Source organism: Nocardiopsis codii (assembly GCF_036327455.1).
GTDB classification, from domain to species: domain Bacteria; phylum Actinomycetota; class Actinomycetes; order Streptosporangiales; family Streptosporangiaceae; genus Nocardiopsis; species Nocardiopsis codii.
Map to the genome: position 1 here is coordinate 26,477 of NZ_JAUZMY010000043.1, position 19,126 is coordinate 45,602.

The window sequence follows — 19,126 nt, forward strand, 5'->3', positions numbered from 1 at the left end:
GCACGTCCGCGTCGTCCCCAGTGTCCCCGTGAGGAGAAGTAGCAGCCGTGAGCAGCGTGATCGACTGGCAGCGGTCGGGCGAGTATTCCGACATCATCTACGAGACCGCGGAGGGCATCGCCAAGATCACGATCAACCGCCCGGAGCGGCACAACGCCTTCCGGCCCCAGACCCTGTTCGAGCTCCAGCAGGCGTTCAACATCGCCCGCGACGACTCCGAGGTCGGCGTGATCATCTTCACCGGCGCCGGTGACCAGGCGTTCTGCTCCGGCGGTGACCAGAAGATCCGCGGCGACGACGGGTACATCGGCGACGACGCCGTGGCCCGCCAGGGCATCGGCCGGCTCAACGTCCTCGACCTGCAGGTGCAGATCCGCCGCCTGCCCAAGCCGGTCATCTGCATGGTCGCCGGCTGGTCCATCGGCGGCGGCAACGTGCTCCAGGTCTGCTGCGACCTGACCATCGCCGCCGACAACGCCAAGTTCGGCCAGACCGGCCCCAAGGTCGGCTCGTTCGACGGCGGCTACGGATCGTGGCTGCTCGCCGAGACCGTAGGCCTGAAGAAGGCCCGCGAGATCTGGTACCTGTGCCGCCAGTACAGCGCGCAGGAGGCGCTGGACATGGGCATGGTCAACACCGTGGTCCCGCTGGAGGACCTGGAGAAGGAGACCGTCGCCTGGTCCCGCGAACTCCTGGAGAAGTCCCCTCTGGCGCTGCGCATGCTCAAGGGCGCCATCAACGCCGTCAGCGACGGCGCCGCCGGGATGCAGCAGTTCGCCGGTGACGCCACCATGCTCTACTACATGAGCGAGGAGGCCCAGGAGGGCCGGGACGCGTTCAAGGAGAAGCGGCGTCCGGAGTTCGACAAGTTCCCGCGCCGGCCGTGACGTCGTCCGTCGAGTCCGACCCGGAGGGCGCGTCCGCCGAGGGGCGTGCCTTCGCCGTGGGCCTGCGCGACCGCTTCCGCGGCATCACCGTCCGCGAGGGCATGCTCGTGCGCGGGCCCGCCGGGTGGGGCGAGTTCTCGCCCTTCGCCGAGTACGGTCCGCGCGAGTCCTCCCGCTGGTGGGCGGCCTGTCACGAGGCCGCCCACCTCGGCTGGCCGGACCCGGTCCGCGACCGGGTGCCGGTCAACGTGACCGTGCCCGCGCTGGGACCGGAGCGGGCCCACGCGATCGTCACGGCGGGAGGCTGCGCCACCGCCAAGGTGAAGGTCGCGGAGAAGGGGCAGGACCCTGCACAGGACCTGGCCAGGGTCGAGGCCGTCCGCGACGCCCTCGGCCCGGCCGGGAAGGTGCGTGTGGACGCCAACGGCGCCTGGGACGTGGACACGGCGGTGCGCATGGTCCGGGCCCTGGACCGGTTCGGGCTGGAGTACGTCGAACAGCCGTGCGCGACCCTGGAGGAGTTGGCCGAGGTGCGCCGCCGGGTCGACGTCCCGGTGGCCGCCGACGAGTCGATCCGCCGCGCCGACGACCCGCTGAAGGTCAGGGCCGCCGGTGCGGCCGACATCGTGGTGCTCAAGGTCCAGCCCCTGGGCGGGGTACGGGCCGCGCTGCGGGTGGCCGAGGCGTGCGGTCTGCCCGTGGTGGTCTCCAGCGCCGTGGAGACCTCGGTCGGACTCGCGGCCGGTGTGGCCCTGGCCGCGGCGCTGCCGGAGCTGCCCCACGCGTGCGGGCTCGCCACCAGGCAGATGCTCACCGCCGACGTCACCGCCCGCCCGCTGCTGCCCGAGGGCGGGTTCCTGCCGGTCCGCCCGGTCGTGGTGGACGAGGAGAGCCTGCGCGCGGTGGAGGTGGACCCCGCCGGGTGGCGTGCCAGGGCCGAGGCGGCCCGCGCCGCGGCGGACGAGGTCTCCGGCACCGGCTAGCCCCGGCCCCGGAACATCCTCGCCGGGGCCGGCCCCCGACACGTCGGGTACCGGCGCGTCCGGCGCGGATGTGCCGGGAACAACAGCGGATTCGTTCGCCCTCCGGCCTTGGTGGGGGTTGACTGGAGGGGACGAGTCCACGCGGCGATACTTGGTACACCTTGAGACGATCGAGAGAGTTGATGAATCCGTCTACCGCCCTGGCGCGGGTCCTCGTCGACGAGCTGGCCCGAGGCGGCCTGGTCGAGGCCGTCGTCGCGCCGGGGTCGCGCTCGACACCGCTCGCGCTCGCCCTGGTCGCCCACCCCGGAATCCGCGTGCACGTGCGCGTCGACGAGCGCTCCGCCTCGTTCCTCGCACTCGGCCTCGCCCGTGCGTCCCGGCGCCCGGTGGCGGTGGTGTGCACCTCCGGTACGGCGGCCGCCAACCTCCACCCGGCCGTGATGGAGGCCGACGAGAGCGCCGTCCCCCTGCTGGTGCTGACCGCCGACCGCCCGCCGGAGCTGCGGGGCACCGGCGCCAACCAGACCGTGGACCAGATCGGCCTGTACGGCGGTGCCGTGCGCATGTTCGCCGAGGTCGGCACCCCCGACCCGGTGCCCGGGATGGTCGCCTACTGGCGTTCCCTGGCCTGCCGCGCCTGGGGGGCCGCGGTGGGGGGCAGACCCGGGCCGGTCCACCTCAACGTGGCCTTCCGCGATCCCCTGACCCCCGACGACACCGCCGCCGGGTGGCCCGAGCCCCTGGAGGGGCGTCCGGGACACCGGCCGTGGATCAACCGGCCGGGGCCGCCCGCCGACCCCGCGCCGTTCGTCCTCCCCTCCGCCGAGCGCGGCGTCATCGTGTGCGGTGACGGCGACTACGACCCGGTGCCGTACCTGGCTCTGGCCGAGCTGACCGGGTGGCCCCTTCTCGCCGAGCCCACCTCCAACGCGCGGCGGGCGGGAGCGGTGTCCACCTACCGCCAGCTCCTCGCCTCGCCCCGCTTCGTCTCCGAACACGCCCCCGAACTGGTGGTGAGCGTGGGGCGCCCCAACCTGTCCCGCCAGATCCTGGCCTTCCTGCGCCGGGCCGAACGGCACGTGGTCGTGACGTCCGGGGTCGTGGGCGACCCCGCCGGGAGCCTGGCCGACGGGTTCTCCGACCCGGCCCGCACCGCCACCGACGTGGTCGCGGCGGTCGCGCCCCCGGCCGGCCTGGGCTCCGGCGCCCCGCAGGGCACGGACTGGTCCGAGGGGTGGCTGAGAGCCGAGGCCGCCGCGCGCGGTGCCCTGGACGCGGTGCTGGACGGGGACGAGGTGCTCAGCGAGCCCAGGCTCGCCCGCGACCTCGTCTCGCACCTGTCGGCGGGTTCGCTGCTGTTCGCCGGGTCGAGCATGCCCATCCGCGACCTGGACGCCACCATGCGGGCGCGCTGCGGCGTGCGGCTGGTCGGCAACCGGGGCGTGAGCGGGATCGACGGAACCGTCTCCACCGCCGTCGGCGCCGCGCTGGCCCACCAGAGCGAGGGCGGAGGCCACGCCTACGCGCTGCTGGGCGACCTGGCGCTGCTGCACGACCAGAACGGGCTGATCATCGGCCCGGGCGAGCCGCGCCCGGACCTGGCCGTCGTGGTGGTCAACAACGACGGCGGCGGGATCTTCTCCGGACTGGAGCAGGCGGGGCACCCCGACTTCGAGAGGGTGTTCGGCACACCGCACGGGGTGTCGATGGAGCGGGTGGCGGCCGTCGCCGACCTGCCGTACACGCGTCTGGAGTGGGCCACCGACCTGCCCAAGGCCCTGTTGGGGGAGGGCCTGCGGGTCATCGAGGTGTGCACGAAGCGGCCGGACAGCGCCGCGCTGCGCCGCAGGATGCAGGCGGCGGTCGACGCGGTCCTGTGACCGCGGTACCGGAGCCGCCCGTCCCGCCCGGCGGCCTCTCCCGCACCGACCCGTGACACGGGCCGCGGGGTTGCGCTCCGCGGCCCCGCCGGGGGAGTGACGGGCGCGGCCACGCCGGTGTGCTCCCGGGCGGCCGGGAAGCGGTGCATACCCGACATGTCCGCCACCCCCCACCTGCGCCTATCCTGTGGCGCATGGCCGAACAAGCGCGTCGGCCACCGTTGAGCGGCGACCTCGCCCAGCGCGTGGTCGACCTGATCGCACCGACGATCAGCCACAACATCAACGTCATGGACGAGCACGGCACCATCATCGCCTGCCTCGACCCCGAACGGCGCGGCACGCTACACCGCGGCGCGCAGAGGGTCATCGCGCAGGGGCGGGGCGTGCTCGTGACGGCCACCGAGCCGGGGACCTCCGACCGGCCCGGCGCCAACGAACCCCTCATGGTCGACGGCGAGCTGTGCGGCGTGGTCGGGGTGACGGGAGATCCGCACGAGGTCGCCCCGCTGGCCAGGGTCGTCGCGCTCACCGTCCAGCTCCTCATCGCCCAGGAGCACGAACAGGACGCGGTCACGCGGCGCCACACCGAGGCCCGCGACCTGATCGCCGCCCTCAGCTCGGGTACCGCGCGACCCGGCGCCGCCCGTGCCCGGCTGTCCGCCGCCGGGCTGGCCCCGCCCTGGTCGCTGGCGCTGTGGGCCGCGCCCTCCCCGCGTCCGGACGGCTCCGCCGCGCCCCCCGGCCTCGCGGAGACGGCCGTGGTCCGGATCAACGCCGACGCCGGGCACCGGGCCGCCGTCCTGCACGGCGCACTCTGGCTGGTCGGCTCCGGCGCCGCCCCCGCCCCGCGCGCCCTGGGGCTGCCGGGGGAGAGCCGCCACACCGCCACCGCGCCGACCGACGACGTCGCCGTCCTGCTCGCCCACGCGGAGGAGGCGCGGGCACTGTGCCGGTACGCCGGTCTGATCCCCAGCATGGCGGGCGGCGCCCCGTGGTCGCGGACGATCGCCGTCGCCGTCGCCCACCTGCCCGTGCGCACCCTCGACCACCTGGCCGGGCTGGTCCTCGAACTCAGCGGCGCACAGCGGCGCACGGTCGCCGCGGTGGCCTCGACGACCTCGATGCAGGCCGCGGCGGACTCCGTGTACGTCCACCGCAACACCCTGCTCCAGCGTGTGGAGCGCATCCGGTCCGTGACGGGTCTCGACATCCGCCGGGCCGACCACCTGACCACGCTCCAGATGGCCCTGTACGCGTGTGACGCTGTGGGCGGTTCGCACACAGGCCTCACATGAAGTCCCAGGAAGACTGGGCGGATCACCGTCGAATCGCACCAATGATGTGCTTAGGCTCTCAAGCATGTCCAAAGCGTTTCGCACACATGACGAGGCAACCCCCCTCCGCGTCGCCGTCGTCCCGGACTCCTTCAAGGGGAGCGCCGGCGCGGTGGACGTGGCGGCCGCGATGGCCCGGGGCGTCCAGGACGCCTTCGACGACCACGGCACACGCGTGACGATCGAGACCCTGCCCTTCGCCGACGGCGGCGAGGGAACCCTCGACGCCCTGCTCGGCGCCTGGGGCACGACCGCGCTCGCCGTGGACACCACCGACGCCCTCGGCAGGCCGGTCCGGGCCAGGTACGGGCTCTCCCCCGACCACGTGACCGGCGTCGTCGAGGCCGCCGAGGCCAACGGCCTGCCCGCGGTCTCCGACGTCCCCCTCCGGCCGCTGACCGCGAGCACCCGCGGCGTCGGCCCCCTGGTGGCGTCGCTGCTGGACGCGGGGGCGGAGGAGATCCTCCTGTGCATCGGCGGCTCCGCCACCACCGACGGGGGGACCGGCCTCCTCTCCGCACTGGGCGCGCGGTTCCTCGCCGCGGACGGCTCCGAACTCCCCGACGGGGGAGGGAGCCTCGCCGACCTCGACCGCGTGGACCTCGACGGCCTCGACCCCCGTGCCCGCCGGGTGCGCTGGCGGATCGCCTGCGACGTCAACAACCCCCTGACCGGCGACCAGGGCGCGGCAGCCGTCTTCGGACCGCAGAAGGGCGCCACCCCCGACGACGTGCGCGTCCTCGACGCGGGGCTGCGCCGCCTGGCCGACGTGCTCGCCGCGGCCTCCGGAACCGACGTCCGCGCACTCCCGGGCATGGGGGCCGCCGGCGGACTGCCCGCCGGTCTGACCGCGCTCCTGGGCGCCGAGGTCCTCCCCGGCTCCCGGATGGTCGCCGAGGTCCTGGGCGCCGAGGAGATCCTCTCCCGCGCCGATCTCGTCCTCACCGGGGAGGGGTCGTTCGACAGCCAGTCCCTGTCCGGGAAGGTCGTCGACGCGGTACGCCGCCTCACCCCCGCCCACAGCCCCGTCGTGGTGATCGCCGGCAGGGTCTCGGTCTCCCCCGAGGACCTGCGCCGCTCGGGGATCACCGCGGCCTTCTCCATCGCGCGGGGCCCCGGCTCCCTGGAGCAGATGCAGGACGAGGTCGTCCCCGGCATCACCTGGGCGGCGTACAACTGCTGCCGGCTCCTCGCGCACCGCTTCGCCTAACCGCACGTCCTAAGGAACTCCGCCCGTGACCGCGCTCCTCATCCTCATCGTCCTCGTGGCGGGCATCGTGCTCGCCACAGCGCGCTGGAAGGTCAGCCCCTTCCTCGCGCTCATGGGCGCCGCCATCCTCGGCGCCTTCGCCTTCCGGATCCCTCTCGCCGACATCGTCACCACCGTGACGACGGCGTTCGGAAGCACCCTGGGCAACATCGGCCTGGTCATCCTCTTCGGCACCATGATCGGTGTGCTCCTGGAGCGCTCCGGCGCCGCCATCTCCATGGCCGAGGCGCTGATCCGGCTGATCGGCACCCGGTTCCCGAACCTGACGATGACGCTGATCGGCTACATCGTGTCGATCCCCGTGTTCTGCGACTCCGCGTACGTGGTCCTCAACTCGCTGCGCAAGGCGGTCACCCTGCGCACCGGCGTCTCCTCGCTGGCCACCGCGATCGCGCTGATGACCGGCCTGTACTCGACGCACACGCTGGTGCCCCCGACCCCGGGGCCGCTCGCCGCCGCCGAGAACATCGGCATCTCCGACAACCTGGGCATGCTCATCGCCCTCGGCCTGCCGGTCGCCGCCGTGGCGGCGCTGGCGGGCCTCGGCTACGCGACGCTGTTCTCGCGCCGGGACTTCACGCCGCTGCCCGCCGAGAGCGACGACGACATCACCACGCAGACCTACGAGGAGCTGCGTGCGAGCTACGGCCGCCTGCCCAACGCCTTCGCGGCGTTCCTGCCGATCCTGCTGCCGCTGGTGCTCATCTGCGTCTCCTCGATCGTCAACATCCCCAGCCACCCGATCGGCGAGGGGACGGCCCTGGAGATCGTCTCGTTCCTGGGTACCCCGGTCATCGCGCTCATCATCGGCCTGATGGCCGCGGCGACGCTGCTGCGCGGCGAGGGCAAGCTGGCCCGGTTCAACGAGCAGATGCACGAGTCGGTGCGCGTCGCCGCCCCGATCCTGCTCATCACCGGTGCGGGCGCCGCCTTCGGCGCCGTGCTGGCGGCCTCCCCGCTGACCGGCTTCCTGTCCGAGAACCTGGCCGGGCTCGGCATCGGCCTGGCCGTGCCGTTCCTGATCGCCGCCGCGCTCAAGACCGCCCAGGGCTCGTCCACCGTGTCGATCGTGAGCACCTCCGCGCTGATCGCGCCGATGCTCGCCTCGCTCGGCCTCGCCACCCCGGAGGGCATGGTCCTGACCGTGCTCGCCGTCGGTGCGGGCGCGATGGTGGTCTCGCACGCCAACGACTCCTACTTCTGGGTCGTCTCCCAGCTCAGCCGTATCCCGGTGGCGACGGCCTACCGCACCCTCACCGTGGCGACGGCCGTCGAGGGCGTCGCCGCCTTCGCCGCGATCCAGGTGCTCGCGCTCTTCCTGCTGTGACCCGGCGCGGCGCGCACGGCCCCGCGGCCGGGACGCGCCGGACCGGGTGGGAGGGGAGCACCGCCCCCGCCGGGGTCCCCGGCGGGGGCGCTCCTCATCCCCGCTCGAAGTGGCGGCGGCGCTCGAAGTCGGTGACCGACGCCGAGAACGCCGCCAGCTCCGAGCGTCCCGCCGCCGCGAGGTGGCGGACCACGTCCGGGCCGAAGCAGGACCGGGCGATGTCGCTCGACTCCCACGCCAGCACCGCCTCCTCCAGCGAGGCGGGCAGGCGGGGCAGGTCCGCGGCGGAGGCGTCGCCCGCCGTCGGCTCGGGCAGCGGCAGCGCCCGGTCGATCCCGTACAGGCCCGCCGCGACGATCCCCGCCACCGCCAGGTAGGGGTTGGCGTCGCCCCCCGGCACCCGGAACTCGATCCGCGCCGACCCGCCCGAGCCCACCACCCGCACCGGGCAGGTGCGGTTGTCCAGCCCCCACGAGACCGTGTTGGGCGCGAACGCCTGCGGCGACAGCCGTTTGAACGAGTTCACGTTGGGCGCGGACAGCAGGGCGAAGTCCCGCATGCACGCCAGCTGCCCCGCCACGAAGTGCTCCATGGTCTCGGACATGCCGTACCGGCCCGAGCCGTCGTCGGCGAACACCGGCGCCCCGGTCCCGTCGCGCAGCGACAGGTGCACGTGGCAGGAGTTTCCCTCGCCGCCGTCGTACTTGGCCATGAACGTCAGCGCCACCCCCGCCTGCGCGGCGAGGGCCCGGGCGCCGGCCTTGTACACCACGTGGTTGTCGCAGGCGCGCAGGGCGTCGCCGTAGCGGAACACGATCTCGTACTGTCCGGGGTGGCACTCCCCGCGCGCGGACTCCACCGTCATGCCGGTGCGCTCCATCGCCGTGCGGATGCGGCGCATCAGCGGGTCGATCTCGGCCAGCTCCGGCACCGCGTAGTCGGAGTTGAACCGGGTCGCGGTGGTCAGCCGCCGGTAGTCGGCCTCGAACGCCTCCTGGTAGGAGTCCCGGAAGACGAGGAACTCCAGTTCCGTCCCGGCGAGGGCGTGCCATCCGCGCTCGGCCAGCCGGTCCAGCTGGGCCCGCAGCACCTGCCGGGGGGCGACCGGCACCGGCCGCCCCCCGGAGTCGCGCGCGTCGCCGAGGACCAGGGCGGTGCCGGGATCCCAGGGCAGGTAGCGCAGGGTGGCGGGGTCGGGGACGATCGAGAAGTCGCCCAGGCCGCCTCCCCAGGGGTCGGTGGCGTAGCCGGGCCGGGACTCCATCTCCACGTCGGTGGCGAGCAGGTACAGGCAGGCGTCGAAGCCGTCCTCCAGCACGCGCTCCGCGAAGTCGCGCGGGTTGACGCGGCTGCCCTGGACCCGCCCCTGGAGGTCGGGCAGGGCGACGATGACGTCGGTGATCGCGCCGGAGGCCGCGTCGGCGCGCAGGCGCTCCGCCGGGACGGGGAAGGGCGGCGGGGGCGGGGACGGCGGCAGCGTCTCGGTCAGGGGCGGCAGGCCGTCGCCGAACAGCGGGCTCACACGGCCTCCCCGTCGCCGGCGGGGCGGTCGTCCGGGGCGCGGTGCAGCGGGTTGGGGACGGGCGGGGCGTCCAGGTGGAACTCGGCGTCGCGCTCGGCGCGGTCGTGGTAGCCGCCGCCGAGCAGCCGCTCCCTGTTCAGACACACGCGCTCGAACCCCGGGGCGAGCAGGTCGAACAGCGCGAACCTCGCGGCCAGCTCCGGGAACTCGCCGTGGTAGCGCAGGACCTCCTCGCGCACCAGGGCCCAGAACCGCTCCTCGCCGACGCCGACCTGCTCCTGGACCAGCGGCGCCAGGTAGCGGAAGTGGCCGACGAAGAGGGACTTGGCGATCGACGAGGTGAGTTCGCCCGCGTCGAAGCGCATGAGCACGCCCAGCGCCTCCCCGGGCAGGTCGGCGTACTCGGGCAGGTCGGTGTCGAGTAGCTTCATGTCGTCCACGAAGTCCTTCACCGCCAACCGGACGGGGCGGTCGTGCGCGTCGTAGACGACGACCGCGTTCTCCCCGTGCGGGTTGAACGCCAGCCCGTACCGGTAGAGCAGGTGCAGGATCGGCGGCAGGACCGCGCCGAAGAGGGCGCGCAGCCACTCCTCCGCGGGCAGTCCGGACCGCTCCACCAGCTCGGCCGTGAACGCGCGCCCCTCGCCGTCCACGTGCAGCAGGGCGGCCAGGGTGCGGGCGCGTTCGCCCGGGTCCAGCTGCTCGGTGACCGGTTCGCGCCACAGCGCGCCGAGGAGCTGCTTGTGGCGGTACGGGGCGTCGGGGATGTCCTCCAGGACCGGGTGGCGCACGGCGACCGCCGCGACCTCTCCCGGCAGCACCACGCGGCAGCGCTCGGACAGGAACGCGTCCCCGTCCCGCAGGGCGTGCACCCACCGCGTGCTCGCCGGGGCGGCCCGGCACAGCTCGGTGGGGATGCCGCGGTAGACCATCGTGTTGAGGATGGCCAGGGAGAGCTTGACGTTGAGGCGGTCGGGGCGTGTGAGGTTGGTGAACGTGCGGATGGACTGCTGGGGGAGGTAGTCGTCGGGGGCCTCGCCCAGGGGCACGACCAGCCCGTGGGCGAGTTCGGCGGCGAACAGGGGCACGACCACCTCGTCCCACTGCCAGGGGTGGACGGGCAGCCACACGAAGTCCGCGGCCCGCGTCCCGCTGCGCCGGGCGGAGTCCGCCAGGCGGGACGCGAACCCGGCGCACACCCGCGAGCCCAGCTCGCGCTCGCGCAGGGCGTCCTGGTCGAGTCCGGGAACCCCGTGGTGCTCGGCCAGCGTGCGGTGCACGGCGATCCACGGCATGCGGGCGCGCCGGCGCGACTCTGGGGTGAACCGTGCCCGGTCCCGGGCGGAGAAGCCCACCCGGCCCTTGTTCGCGAAGATCCAGGGATGTCCGCCCTGGTGGCCCTCCAGGTCGGCGTGGGAGAGATCGGCCAGGTCGGCGCTGGTGGTGCGGGACCCGGCGAGGAGGGAGTCGCCGCTCAGCGTCGCGTTGAGCTCCCCGACCGTGAACGCCTCGACCGCGGGGTCCACGATCCCGGCCGCGCCGAGGTCCCGCAGCAGGACGAAGGGGGACGCGGGCGCGGTGGAGCCGTCGGCGCCCTCGCGCACGGCCGTGCCGGGGCGGACCCGCCAGCCGTCCATGGTGGTGCGCCTGCCCTCGAAGACGTAGGCGGCGCCGGGGGAGACGCGGGCCCGCCACCGGCGGGTCCCGTCGTGCCCCGGAGCGCCGGGCGCGGCACCGCCGGTCCCCGCCGCGCCTGCGGCGGTGGACGCGGCTCCGGCGGGGTCCGGTACGGCCGGCTCCGGCCGCAGGGCGTACTCGAAACACAGCTCGGCGAGCATCTTCGCGGTCAGCTCGCGGCAGGCGCGGTCCCAGTTCTCGGGGGTGAGCTCGGCGGGGACCGGGAGCGGGGCGGCCGGCGCCCCGCCGGTCGCGGGCACTGCGGACGGGGCCGCGGTCGGGGTGTCCATGGTCGGGTTCTCCGGGGTGGTGGCGGTCACGGCTGTGCCAGCGGGTTGTCGACCAGGCCGTGCATGACGTCGAACTCGGCGTCGCGCTCGGCACGCTCGTGGAAACCGCCGCCCATGAGCTGCTCGCGGTTGAGGGCGACCCGGCCCACCTCGGGCGCCAGCAGGTCGAACCAGGCGAAGCGCTCCTCCAACTCGGGGAAGCGCGCCTGGTAGTCCAGCACCTGCTCGCGGGCCAGCTGCCACAGGCGCTCGCCCGGCACGCCCAGCTGCCGTTCGACGATGTCGGCCAGGAAGCGCAGGTGCCCGGCGCAGATGGCGGAGAGCACCGAGTGCGCCAGCTCCTCGGGCTTCCACCGGTGCAGCACGTCGCGCACGTGGTCGGGGAGCTCGGCGTACTCGGGCAGGTCGAAGGGCAGGAGTTCCACGTCGGAGCCGAAGTCCTTCAGGGCGATGCGCACGGGCGCCTCGGCGGAGTCGCTGACGACGACCACGTTCTCCCCGTGCGGGGTGAAAGAGGCGCCGTAGCGGTACAGGTAGTGCAGGACGGGCGGGAACAGCGCTCCCAGGAAGCGGCGCAGCCACTCCTGGGCGTCCAGGCCCGACCGCTCCACCAGCTCGGTGACCAGGGCCCGGCCGTCGGCGCCCTCCAGCAGCAGGCACGCCATGGTGCGCGCCCGCTCGCCCGGCGCCAGGTGGTTGTGCACCGGCTCGCGCCAGATCGCGCCGAGGAGTTCGTGGAACCGGTAGGGGGCCTGCGGCAGCTGGTCGAACACCGGGTGGGGGACGGTTGCCGAGGCGCGCTCCGCCAGCATCACCACGCCCGTTCCGGTCAGGAACGGGTCCCGGTCGGCGAGCGCGCGCAGCCACGCGCTGGTGTGCGGCGCGCACCCGGTCTGGGTCCCCGACAGGCCCCGCCACACCAGGGTGTTGCGGATCATCAGCGGCACCTTCACGTTGAGCCGGTCCGGCCGGTCCAGGTTCATCAGGGTGCGGATGGACTGGAAGGGCCGGTAGCGGTCGCGGCTCTCACCCAGGCGCACCACCTGCCCCAGGGCGATCTCGGAGGCGAAGAGCGGGGCGACGACCTCGTCCCACTGGAAGGGGTGCACGGGCAGCCACAGGTAGGCGTCGGGGTCGCCGCCGCGCTCGCGGACCGCGTCGGCGAACACGGCCCTCTGGTCGGCGTCCAGCTCCTCCGCCAGCAGGTGCGGACGGTCGGTCCCGGCCATGGACTGGAAGCGGCCCAGGTCGGGGTGGACGGCGATCCACACCAGGCGGAAGGCGCCGCGCGCCTCGGGGGTGTAGCGGGCCGCGTCGGCCGCCGAGAACCCCAGACGCCCCTTGTTGACGAAGATGCACGGGTGCCCGGTCTGGTACCCCTCGAGGTCCTCGTAGGCCAGGTCGGCCAGGTCGGCCGCGTCCAGGGACGCGGTGAGCAGGCGGGCGTCGGCGGCGTGCGTGGCCATCAGGTCGCGGACCACCTCGGCCAGCGAGTCGCCGGGCAGGCCCACGGTCCCCTGGGCGTCGGTGACGAACAGGGTGGGGTCCCAGGCGGGCTCCTCGCCGTCGCCGGTGACGCGGACGAAGGAGTCGGGGTCCACGTGCCAGGAGCCGAAGCCGCCCCGGCGCGCGGTGAACCCGTAGGCGACGCCGCCGTCCACGGCCAGGGTCCAGGAGGGCGAGCCCGTCCCGTCCCGGTCCGGGGCCGGCTCGGGGACGACCATCTCCTCGTAGGCCATCTCACCGACCATGTGGGCGAGCAGGCGCCGCCCGGCCCGGCGCCAGGTGTCGGCGTCGGTGGTGACGGTCGGGACGTCGTGGGCGGTGTGTGCGGTCTCAGGCATCGCGGGTGTCTTCCGTCCGGTACGCGCTCGGTGCTGTGGTCGGTGGGATCGTCGGACCGGTCGTGGCGTGGGCGGCGGTCCCGGCGGCGGGCACGGTCCGGCACACCGCCGCCGCGCCCCCGTGGGCGCGCATCCAGGACCAGCCCCCGGTCCGCCGTGCTGTCACCGGGCGTCCGGGGTCGGCCGTCCGCGCGGCGTCCGCACCGCGGTGGACGGGGCCCCGGGAGGGAGGCCGGCGCCGGGGAGCGCGCGCACGCCGCGGTGGGGGCGCCGCGGTTCCCTGTCGGGGAGCGGCCGGGGGCGTGACGGCGCGGCTCATCGCCCTCCTCCCGCCGGGGCGCCGAACGACGTGAAGGCCGTGCGCGCGGGCAGCCGGTGGACGGTGCGCCCGGTGACGCTGTTCAGGATGGTCGCCGCACGCCAGGCGCCCAGGCCCAGGTCGGGGGCTCCGACGCCGTGCGTGTGCAGTTCGGCGTTCTGGACGTGGATGGGCGCGGTCAGTTCGGGGTCGGCGGCCAGGCGCATGTCCTCGCCGATCACCGGGCGTCCCCGGGCGTCGGTCTCCAGGAGTTTGGCGATCGGCGCCAGGAAGTCCGGGCTGCGCTGCGCGTAGCCGGAGGCGGCGACGACCGCGTCGGTGCGGGTGGTGAACTCCCGGTCCTGCTCGCGGTGGCGGAACACCAGCTCGAAGCCGTCCCCGTCGGCGCGGGCGTCCAGCAGTTCGCACTGGGCCCGCAGGCTGGCGCCCACCGGCGCCCCGGCGACGCCGCGCTCGTACAGGACGTCGTGGATCTCCGCGATCGTGTCGGCGCTGATGCCCTTGTAGAGCTGCCACTGCTCGGGCACGACACGGTCCTTGACGTGCTGGGGCAGCCCGTGGAAGTAGCTCGTGTAGTCCGGGGTGAAGTGCTCCAGGCCCAGCTTGGAGTACTCCATCGGCGCGAACGCGGGGGAGCGGGTCAGCCAGTGCACGGCGGTGTCGCCGTGCTCCGGGGAGCGCAGCAGGTCCAGGAAGACCTCGGCGCCGGACTGCCCCGACCCGAGCACCGTGACGTCCCCGAGCCCCGACAGGCCGGGGGCCCGGTCGAGGTAGTCGGCGGCGTGGAACACGCGGTCCCCGGCCAGCCCCTCCAGCGGGGCGGGCAGCACGGGCTCGGTCCCGATGCCCAGGACCAGGGCGCGTCCGCGCGTGGTGGAGCGTGTCCCGTCGGCGCCGGTGTGCTCCACCGTGAACACGCCGCAGTCGTGGCCCACGGCGGTCGCCCGGGCGTCGAACCGGCAGGAGTCCAGCCGGTGCGCGACCCAGCGGCAGTAGTGGTCGTACTCGCGGCGCGGCACGTGGAAGTGCTCGGAGAAGTAGAACGGGAACAGCCGGTCGTGCTCGCGCAGGTAGGACAGGAACGACCAGCGGCTGGTCGGGTCGACCAGGCTGACGAGGTCGGCGAGGAAGGGGACCTGGAGGCGCGCGCCCTCCAGCAGCAGGCCGGGGTGCCAGGAGAAGGACGGCCGCGACTCCAGGAAGCGGGCGCTGAACCCGGGGACGCCGTCGGCCAGCGCGGCGAGCGCGAGGTTGAACGGGCCCAGGCCGACCCCCACCAGGTCGTGGACGCGGTCGCCGTCCGGGTCGGGGGGCGCGGTGGCGGATGTCAACGGGACTCCTTCGGGGCGGAGGCCTCGGCGTCGCCCGCGGCGACGACCATGGCGAGCAGGGCCTCGGTGTCGGCGAGGGTGGTGTCGGGGTTGAGCAGGGTGAGCTTGAGCCACACGTGCCCGTCGACGCGGGTGCGCCCGACGACGGCGCGCCCCTCCTCCAGCAGGCGTCGCCGCAACCGGGCGTTGACGGTGTCGCTGCGCTCGCCGGCGTCGTAGCGGAACACGACGGTGGTGAGGGAGGGCGAGGCGGCCAGCACCAGCCTGGGCGAGGCCGTGACGCGGGAGGCGGTGCGCAGGGCCAGGTCGCGGCAGGCCTCGACCAGCCGGCCCAGGCCGTCCACGCCCAGGGCGCGCAGGGTGACGGCGATCTTGAAGACGTCGGCCCGGCGGGTGGTGCGCAGGGAGTAGCCGAGCAGGCTCGGGTACCCGGCCTCCTCGTCGTCGGCCGGGTTGAGGTAGTCGACCGACCGGGAGAGGGGGGCGAACAGCTCGCGCTCCCGGGTGAGCAGGATGCCCGCAGCCACCGGCTGCCAGCCGAGTTTGTGCAGGTCCATGCTGACCGAGTCGGCGCGTTCCAGCCCGGCGAGCAGTCCTCGCAGGCGCCGGGAGAAGAGCAGGCCCCCGCCGTAGGCGGCGTCCACGTGCAGCCACACACCGGCCTCGCGGGCGATGTGGGCGATGGCGCCGAGGGGGTCGATGCCGCCGAGGTCGGTCGTCCCGGCGGTCGCCACGACGGCGACCGGCACGTCCCCGTCGGCCCTGATCCGGTCGAGGGCCGCACGCAGGGCGGCCGGGCGCATCCGGTGCTGGGAGTCGACGTCCACGGTGACCACGGCGTCCTCGCCCAGGCCGAGGAGGGCGGCGGAGCGCTGGACGGAGAAGTGGGCGACCTTCCCGCACAGGACGCGGGGCCGTGCACCGCCCGCGGCGACGGCCACACCGTGGCGGCCCGCGTCACGGTCGGCGGAGGCGCTGAGGGCGTGGTCGCGCGCCAGGAGCAGCGCGGTGAGGTTGGACTCGGTCCCGCCGGAGGTGGCCACCCCGCCCGCCCGGTCGCCCCGGTAGCCGACGAGGTCGGCGAGTTCGGCGATCACCTGGGTCTCCATGGCGGTGGCGGCGGGCGCCTGGTCCCAGGAGTCCAGGGACTGGTTGAGGATCGATGCGACGGTGTCGGCGGCCACCGCCACGGCCAGCGGGGGGCAGTGCAGGTGGGCCGCGCAGTGGGGGTGGGCGGGGTCGGCCGCCCCGGCGGTGAGCGCGGTGGTCAGGCGGGCCAGGACGTCGGCGGCGACGTCGGTGCGGCCCGGGGCGGGGGTCGGGGCGCCGTCCGTGGGGGGTCCGAGCGCGTCGCGGACGGCGTCGGCCACCTGGCGCGGGGTGAGGGCGGGCAGGGGCCCGCCCCGCGCTGAGGAGGCTGCTGCGAGGGCCCGCGTGGCGGCCTCCACCAGGGCGGCGACCGTGGCGGGGCCGCCCGGCGCCCCCGCGAACCCGTCGGCGAGCAGGGTCGCGGCGTTGGTGGGGACGGGGTAGGCGAGCATGCTGGGGCCTTCGGTGCCTGGTGTGGCACTCGGTGTGAGGGGCATGGGCGTCGGGCTCCTGGTTTCCGGGGCGGAGATGCTGGGACGCGCGCGGCGGCGGGGCGGGAACGTCAGGCGGGCTGCGGGGCCGTGCCGGGCGGGGCCGCGGAAGGGGCGGGGCGACTCCTTCGTCGCTCCGTCGAGGAGTGGCGGTCCCGTGGGGGAGGGGACGCGCGTCGCGGACCGGCGGGCCGGCCGGCGCGGGGGTCGTGTGCGCCCGCGGGAAGGGGATCCCGGGTGGGCGCGGTCAGGGGTTCAGCGCCAGGACCAGGCTGTGGTGTGCGCGCCAGCCCGGGTGCGGGGCGACGTCGCCCACGTGCCGCCAGCCGTTGCGCAGGAAGATGCCCAGCGCGTGGGTGTTGGTCTCGGCCACCAGGCACGCGGCGCGCTCCTCCCCGCGGCCGCTCATGAGGATGGGCAGTGTGCGCCCGGCGACGCCGCGGCCCCGGTGGGGGGCGTGGACCAGGGCCTCGCACAGGGCGAAGGTCCGGCCGGGGTGCTCGCTCGCCACGTCCCCGGCGTCCACGCCGGGAAGGGGGGCGAACCCGTGCCACCAGCCGGTCTCCGGGGGCAGGGTGTAGCCGTAGGCGAAACCGGCCAGTTCCCCGTCGGAGTGGCAGGCGGTCAGGCGGAAGCCCGGGCGGGCCGCGCTGAACTCCAGGCGCGAGGCGAAGGGCGGGGAGTTGTGGTCGGGCAGGTGCCATGCGTCCGAGTAGACGGTCTCGTAGGCGCGGACCCAGGGGGCGGGGTCGGCCAGGACCTCGGCTCCGGTGAGGTTGTCGATCCGCCACACGGTGTCGTGGCCGCCGCAGGGGCGGTCGGCGGCCACGGGTGCGCCGGTGGTGGAGGAGCTCGCCGCGGGAGCGGGTGTCACGGGCATGGGAGGGCTCCTTGCTCGGATGTCGGGAGGGCGTGCGCGGAGGCGCACAACAGAGCCGTACTAAATTAGGGCAGGCTTACCTAATTGTGTCAAGGAGTGCAGGTGGGAAGGTGCTCCCCGGGCGTGTCCCGCCCCGGGAGCACCGGTACCGCGCACCAGTCCCGTGCGCCACGCGCGGGTGCGGGGCGCACGGCCGGGCCGCTCCCCGGAGGCCCCTCCGCACCCGCGCGTGAGGGCGCGGGGCCGACGGCGGGGCGGGGTCGTGGAGGCGGACCGGTGTGCGGGCGCCGGGGGGTACCACCCCCGCCGGGGCGGGGCCCGACGCGCGCTCCTCCTCGCCCCCTCCGAGGCTTCGGCGGCGCCCGCCCGCGCGGGGGCGCGCCAGGTGTTCCACGCCCCGCCGGCCCGGAACGCCGACCACGACCGTCGCGCGGGCGCGGCTCCCGGGCGTCCGACGTGCACCGGACGCCACCGGATGCCCCCGGACGCTGGGACGTGACCGGCGGCGTGCCTCAGGGCAGGCGCGAGTCCAGGGTCACGCGCGGCGCCGCCGGATGCGCCAGGAACGCGGGCATGGCGAACTCGTGCCCGTAGGCCCCCGCGTTGGGGAAGACCAGCACGTCACCGGCGCGCAGCGACTCCACGCGCACGTCCCTGGCCAGGACGTCCTCGGGGGTGCACAGTTCACCGCACACCGTCACGGACTCCCCCCTCACGGCGGGCCGGGGCATGCCTGCGGGCCACGGGTCACCGCCCTCCAGGACGGCGAAGGGATGGCGGATCTCCCAGGACGTGGGCAGCTGGAAGTGGTTGATCCCGCCCCGCACCACCGCGAAGCGGCCGCCGTAGGACGACTTCACGTCCGTCACCCGCGCCGCGTACCAGCCGGTGGGCGCCGCGATCCACCGCCCGGGCTCGAACACCACCTCCACCCCCGGGTCCGGCAGCTCCCCCAGGGCGGCGCCGAACCCCTCCAGGTCGAAGACGGGGTCGCCCTCCTCGAAGGGCACGCCGAGCCCGCCGCCGACGTCCACCACGCGCAGGTCCACGCCGAGCCCGTCGGCGGTGCGCCGCGCCCAGTCCAGGCACCAGCGCACGTAGTCGGCGTGTGCGGCGGCGTCGGTGTTGCCGCTCACCGCGTGCACGTGGAAGCCCGCCAGGTCCAGCCCGGGAAGGGTCAGAGCCGTCCGCACGGCGTCGGCGACCAGCGGTTCGGGGACGCCGAACGGACCGGGGGTGCCGCCCATCACCAGCGCGCCGCTCACCGGCACCCGCTCCGGGTTGACCCGCAGTGTCACCGGCAGCACAGTGCCCGCCGCCAGGGCGGCGGCCGACGCGCGGTGCAGCTCCAGCTCGCTCTCGGCGTTGACGACCACGTCCGCGCCGTTCTCGGCGCGCAGGCGGGCCAGCCCCGCCAGGAGCTCGGGGGTCTTGCCGGGCCCGCTCACCGCGATCCGGCCGCCGCCCGGGGAGCCGTACCCGGTTCCGGGACGGCGGGACCGCAGCGCGGCCAGACAGGAGCGCGCCTCCCGCAGGGAGGCCGCCTCGAAGCCGTCGACCGCCTCGGCCAGGTGGGCGAGGACCGGCTCGAAACCGTTGGACTTGGCGGCGAAGTAGACCCGGGCCCACCCTGGCAGCGACTTGCGCAGGGTGCGGGCGCGGTCAGCGGCCAGCGCCGGGTCGTAGAGGTACCCCGCGCCCGGGCCCGCCGCCAGGTCCAGGGCGGCCCCGCGCACGGGAGCGGGGATCCGGCCGGCGGGGAGGGCGGGGGCGTGGTCGAAGGAGCGGGGCGGTTCCATGGGGGTTCCTCCGGTACGCGTGGTGGGTCGTGCACGCCGTGTCTTCGGCACACGGCACGGAAGAGGGGCCCGATCGTGGTGGACGGGCCCCGTCCCGCCGGTTCCGCCGCGCCCCGGAGCGGGTACGCGGCGGATCCTGCGGGGGAGCGGCGGTGCGCCCCGCCCCGGGGGCCCCCCCCCCGGCGCCCCGCCCGGGG

General features: G+C 75.0%; 13 protein-coding genes. 6 read left to right on the forward strand and 7 right to left on the reverse strand.

The window, feature by feature from the left end; translation table 11 throughout:
* Positions 1 to 47: 47 nt before the first annotated feature.
* The 6 genes from menB (at position 48) to Q8791_RS28650 (ending at position 7,687) form a co-directional block, all read left to right on the forward strand.
* Positions 48 to 887 carry a 1,4-dihydroxy-2-naphthoyl-CoA synthase gene (menB, locus tag Q8791_RS28625; protein ID WP_330094951.1) on the forward strand — a complete coding sequence of 280 codons (840 nt, stop codon included), beginning with the start codon at positions 48 to 50 and terminating at the stop codon, positions 885 to 887.
* Positions 884 to 1,870 (forward strand): o-succinylbenzoate synthase, encoded by a 987-nt coding sequence (locus Q8791_RS28630; protein ID WP_330094952.1) that lies wholly within the window; start codon positions 884 to 886, stop codon positions 1,868 to 1,870. Before menB ends, Q8791_RS28630 begins: the two co-directional genes overlap by 4 nt.
* Before the next feature lie 182 nt (positions 1,871 to 2,052).
* Positions 2,053 to 3,753, forward strand: a complete 1,701-nt coding sequence (gene menD / locus Q8791_RS28635) for a 2-succinyl-5-enolpyruvyl-6-hydroxy-3-cyclohexene-1-carboxylic-acid synthase (RefSeq protein ID WP_330094953.1) — start codon at positions 2,053 to 2,055, stop codon at positions 3,751 to 3,753.
* A 194-nt stretch (positions 3,754 to 3,947) separates the two neighbouring features.
* Positions 3,948 to 5,051: a CdaR family transcriptional regulator gene (locus tag Q8791_RS28640; protein ID WP_330094954.1), complete on the forward strand. Its 1,104-nt coding sequence runs from the start codon at positions 3,948 to 3,950 to the stop codon at positions 5,049 to 5,051.
* Positions 5,052 to 5,115: 64 nt separating this feature from the next.
* The gene (locus tag Q8791_RS28645) at positions 5,116 to 6,300 is read left to right on the forward strand and encodes a glycerate kinase (protein ID WP_330094955.1); all 1,185 of its coding nucleotides are present in this window, start codon (positions 5,116 to 5,118) and stop codon (positions 6,298 to 6,300) included.
* A 25-nt stretch (positions 6,301 to 6,325) separates the two neighbouring features.
* Positions 6,326 to 7,687 (forward strand): GntP family permease, encoded by a 1,362-nt coding sequence (locus tag Q8791_RS28650; RefSeq protein WP_330094956.1) that lies wholly within the window; start codon positions 6,326 to 6,328, stop codon positions 7,685 to 7,687.
* Positions 7,688 to 7,781: 94 nt separating this feature from the next.
* Here Q8791_RS28650 and Q8791_RS28655 read toward each other — a convergent pair whose 3' ends face one another.
* The 7 genes from Q8791_RS28655 to Q8791_RS28685 form a co-directional block, all read right to left on the reverse strand.
* Positions 7,782 to 9,209, reverse strand: a complete 1,428-nt coding sequence (locus tag Q8791_RS28655; protein ID WP_330094957.1) for a glutamine synthetase family protein — start codon at positions 9,207 to 9,209, stop codon at positions 7,782 to 7,784.
* The gene (locus tag Q8791_RS28660; protein ID WP_330094958.1) at positions 9,206 to 11,206 is read right to left on the reverse strand and encodes an IucA/IucC family protein; all 2,001 of its coding nucleotides are present in this window, start codon (positions 11,204 to 11,206) and stop codon (positions 9,206 to 9,208) included. Before Q8791_RS28660 ends, Q8791_RS28655 begins: the two co-directional genes overlap by 4 nt.
* The gene (locus tag Q8791_RS28665; RefSeq protein ID WP_330094959.1) at positions 11,203 to 13,020 is read right to left on the reverse strand and encodes an IucA/IucC family protein; all 1,818 of its coding nucleotides are present in this window, start codon (positions 13,018 to 13,020) and stop codon (positions 11,203 to 11,205) included. The genes Q8791_RS28660 and Q8791_RS28665 overlap by 4 nt, the downstream gene beginning before the upstream one ends.
* A gap of 315 nt (positions 13,021 to 13,335) precedes the next feature.
* Positions 13,336 to 14,670 (reverse strand): lysine N(6)-hydroxylase/L-ornithine N(5)-oxygenase family protein, encoded by a 1,335-nt coding sequence (locus tag Q8791_RS28670; protein WP_330094960.1) that lies wholly within the window; start codon positions 14,668 to 14,670, stop codon positions 13,336 to 13,338.
* Positions 14,667 to 16,256, reverse strand: coding sequence for a pyridoxal phosphate-dependent decarboxylase family protein (locus Q8791_RS28675; RefSeq protein ID WP_330094961.1), 1,590 nt, complete (start codon positions 16,254 to 16,256; stop codon positions 14,667 to 14,669). The genes Q8791_RS28670 and Q8791_RS28675 overlap by 4 nt, the downstream gene beginning before the upstream one ends.
* A gap of 241 nt (positions 16,257 to 16,497) precedes the next feature.
* Positions 16,498 to 17,130, reverse strand: coding sequence for a GNAT family N-acetyltransferase (locus Q8791_RS28680; protein ID WP_330094962.1), 633 nt, complete (start codon positions 17,128 to 17,130; stop codon positions 16,498 to 16,500).
* 512 nt (positions 17,131 to 17,642) lie between these two features.
* The gene (locus Q8791_RS28685; protein WP_330094963.1) at positions 17,643 to 18,929 is read right to left on the reverse strand and encodes a type III PLP-dependent enzyme domain-containing protein; all 1,287 of its coding nucleotides are present in this window, start codon (positions 18,927 to 18,929) and stop codon (positions 17,643 to 17,645) included.
* Positions 18,930 to 19,126 lie beyond the last annotated feature (197 nt).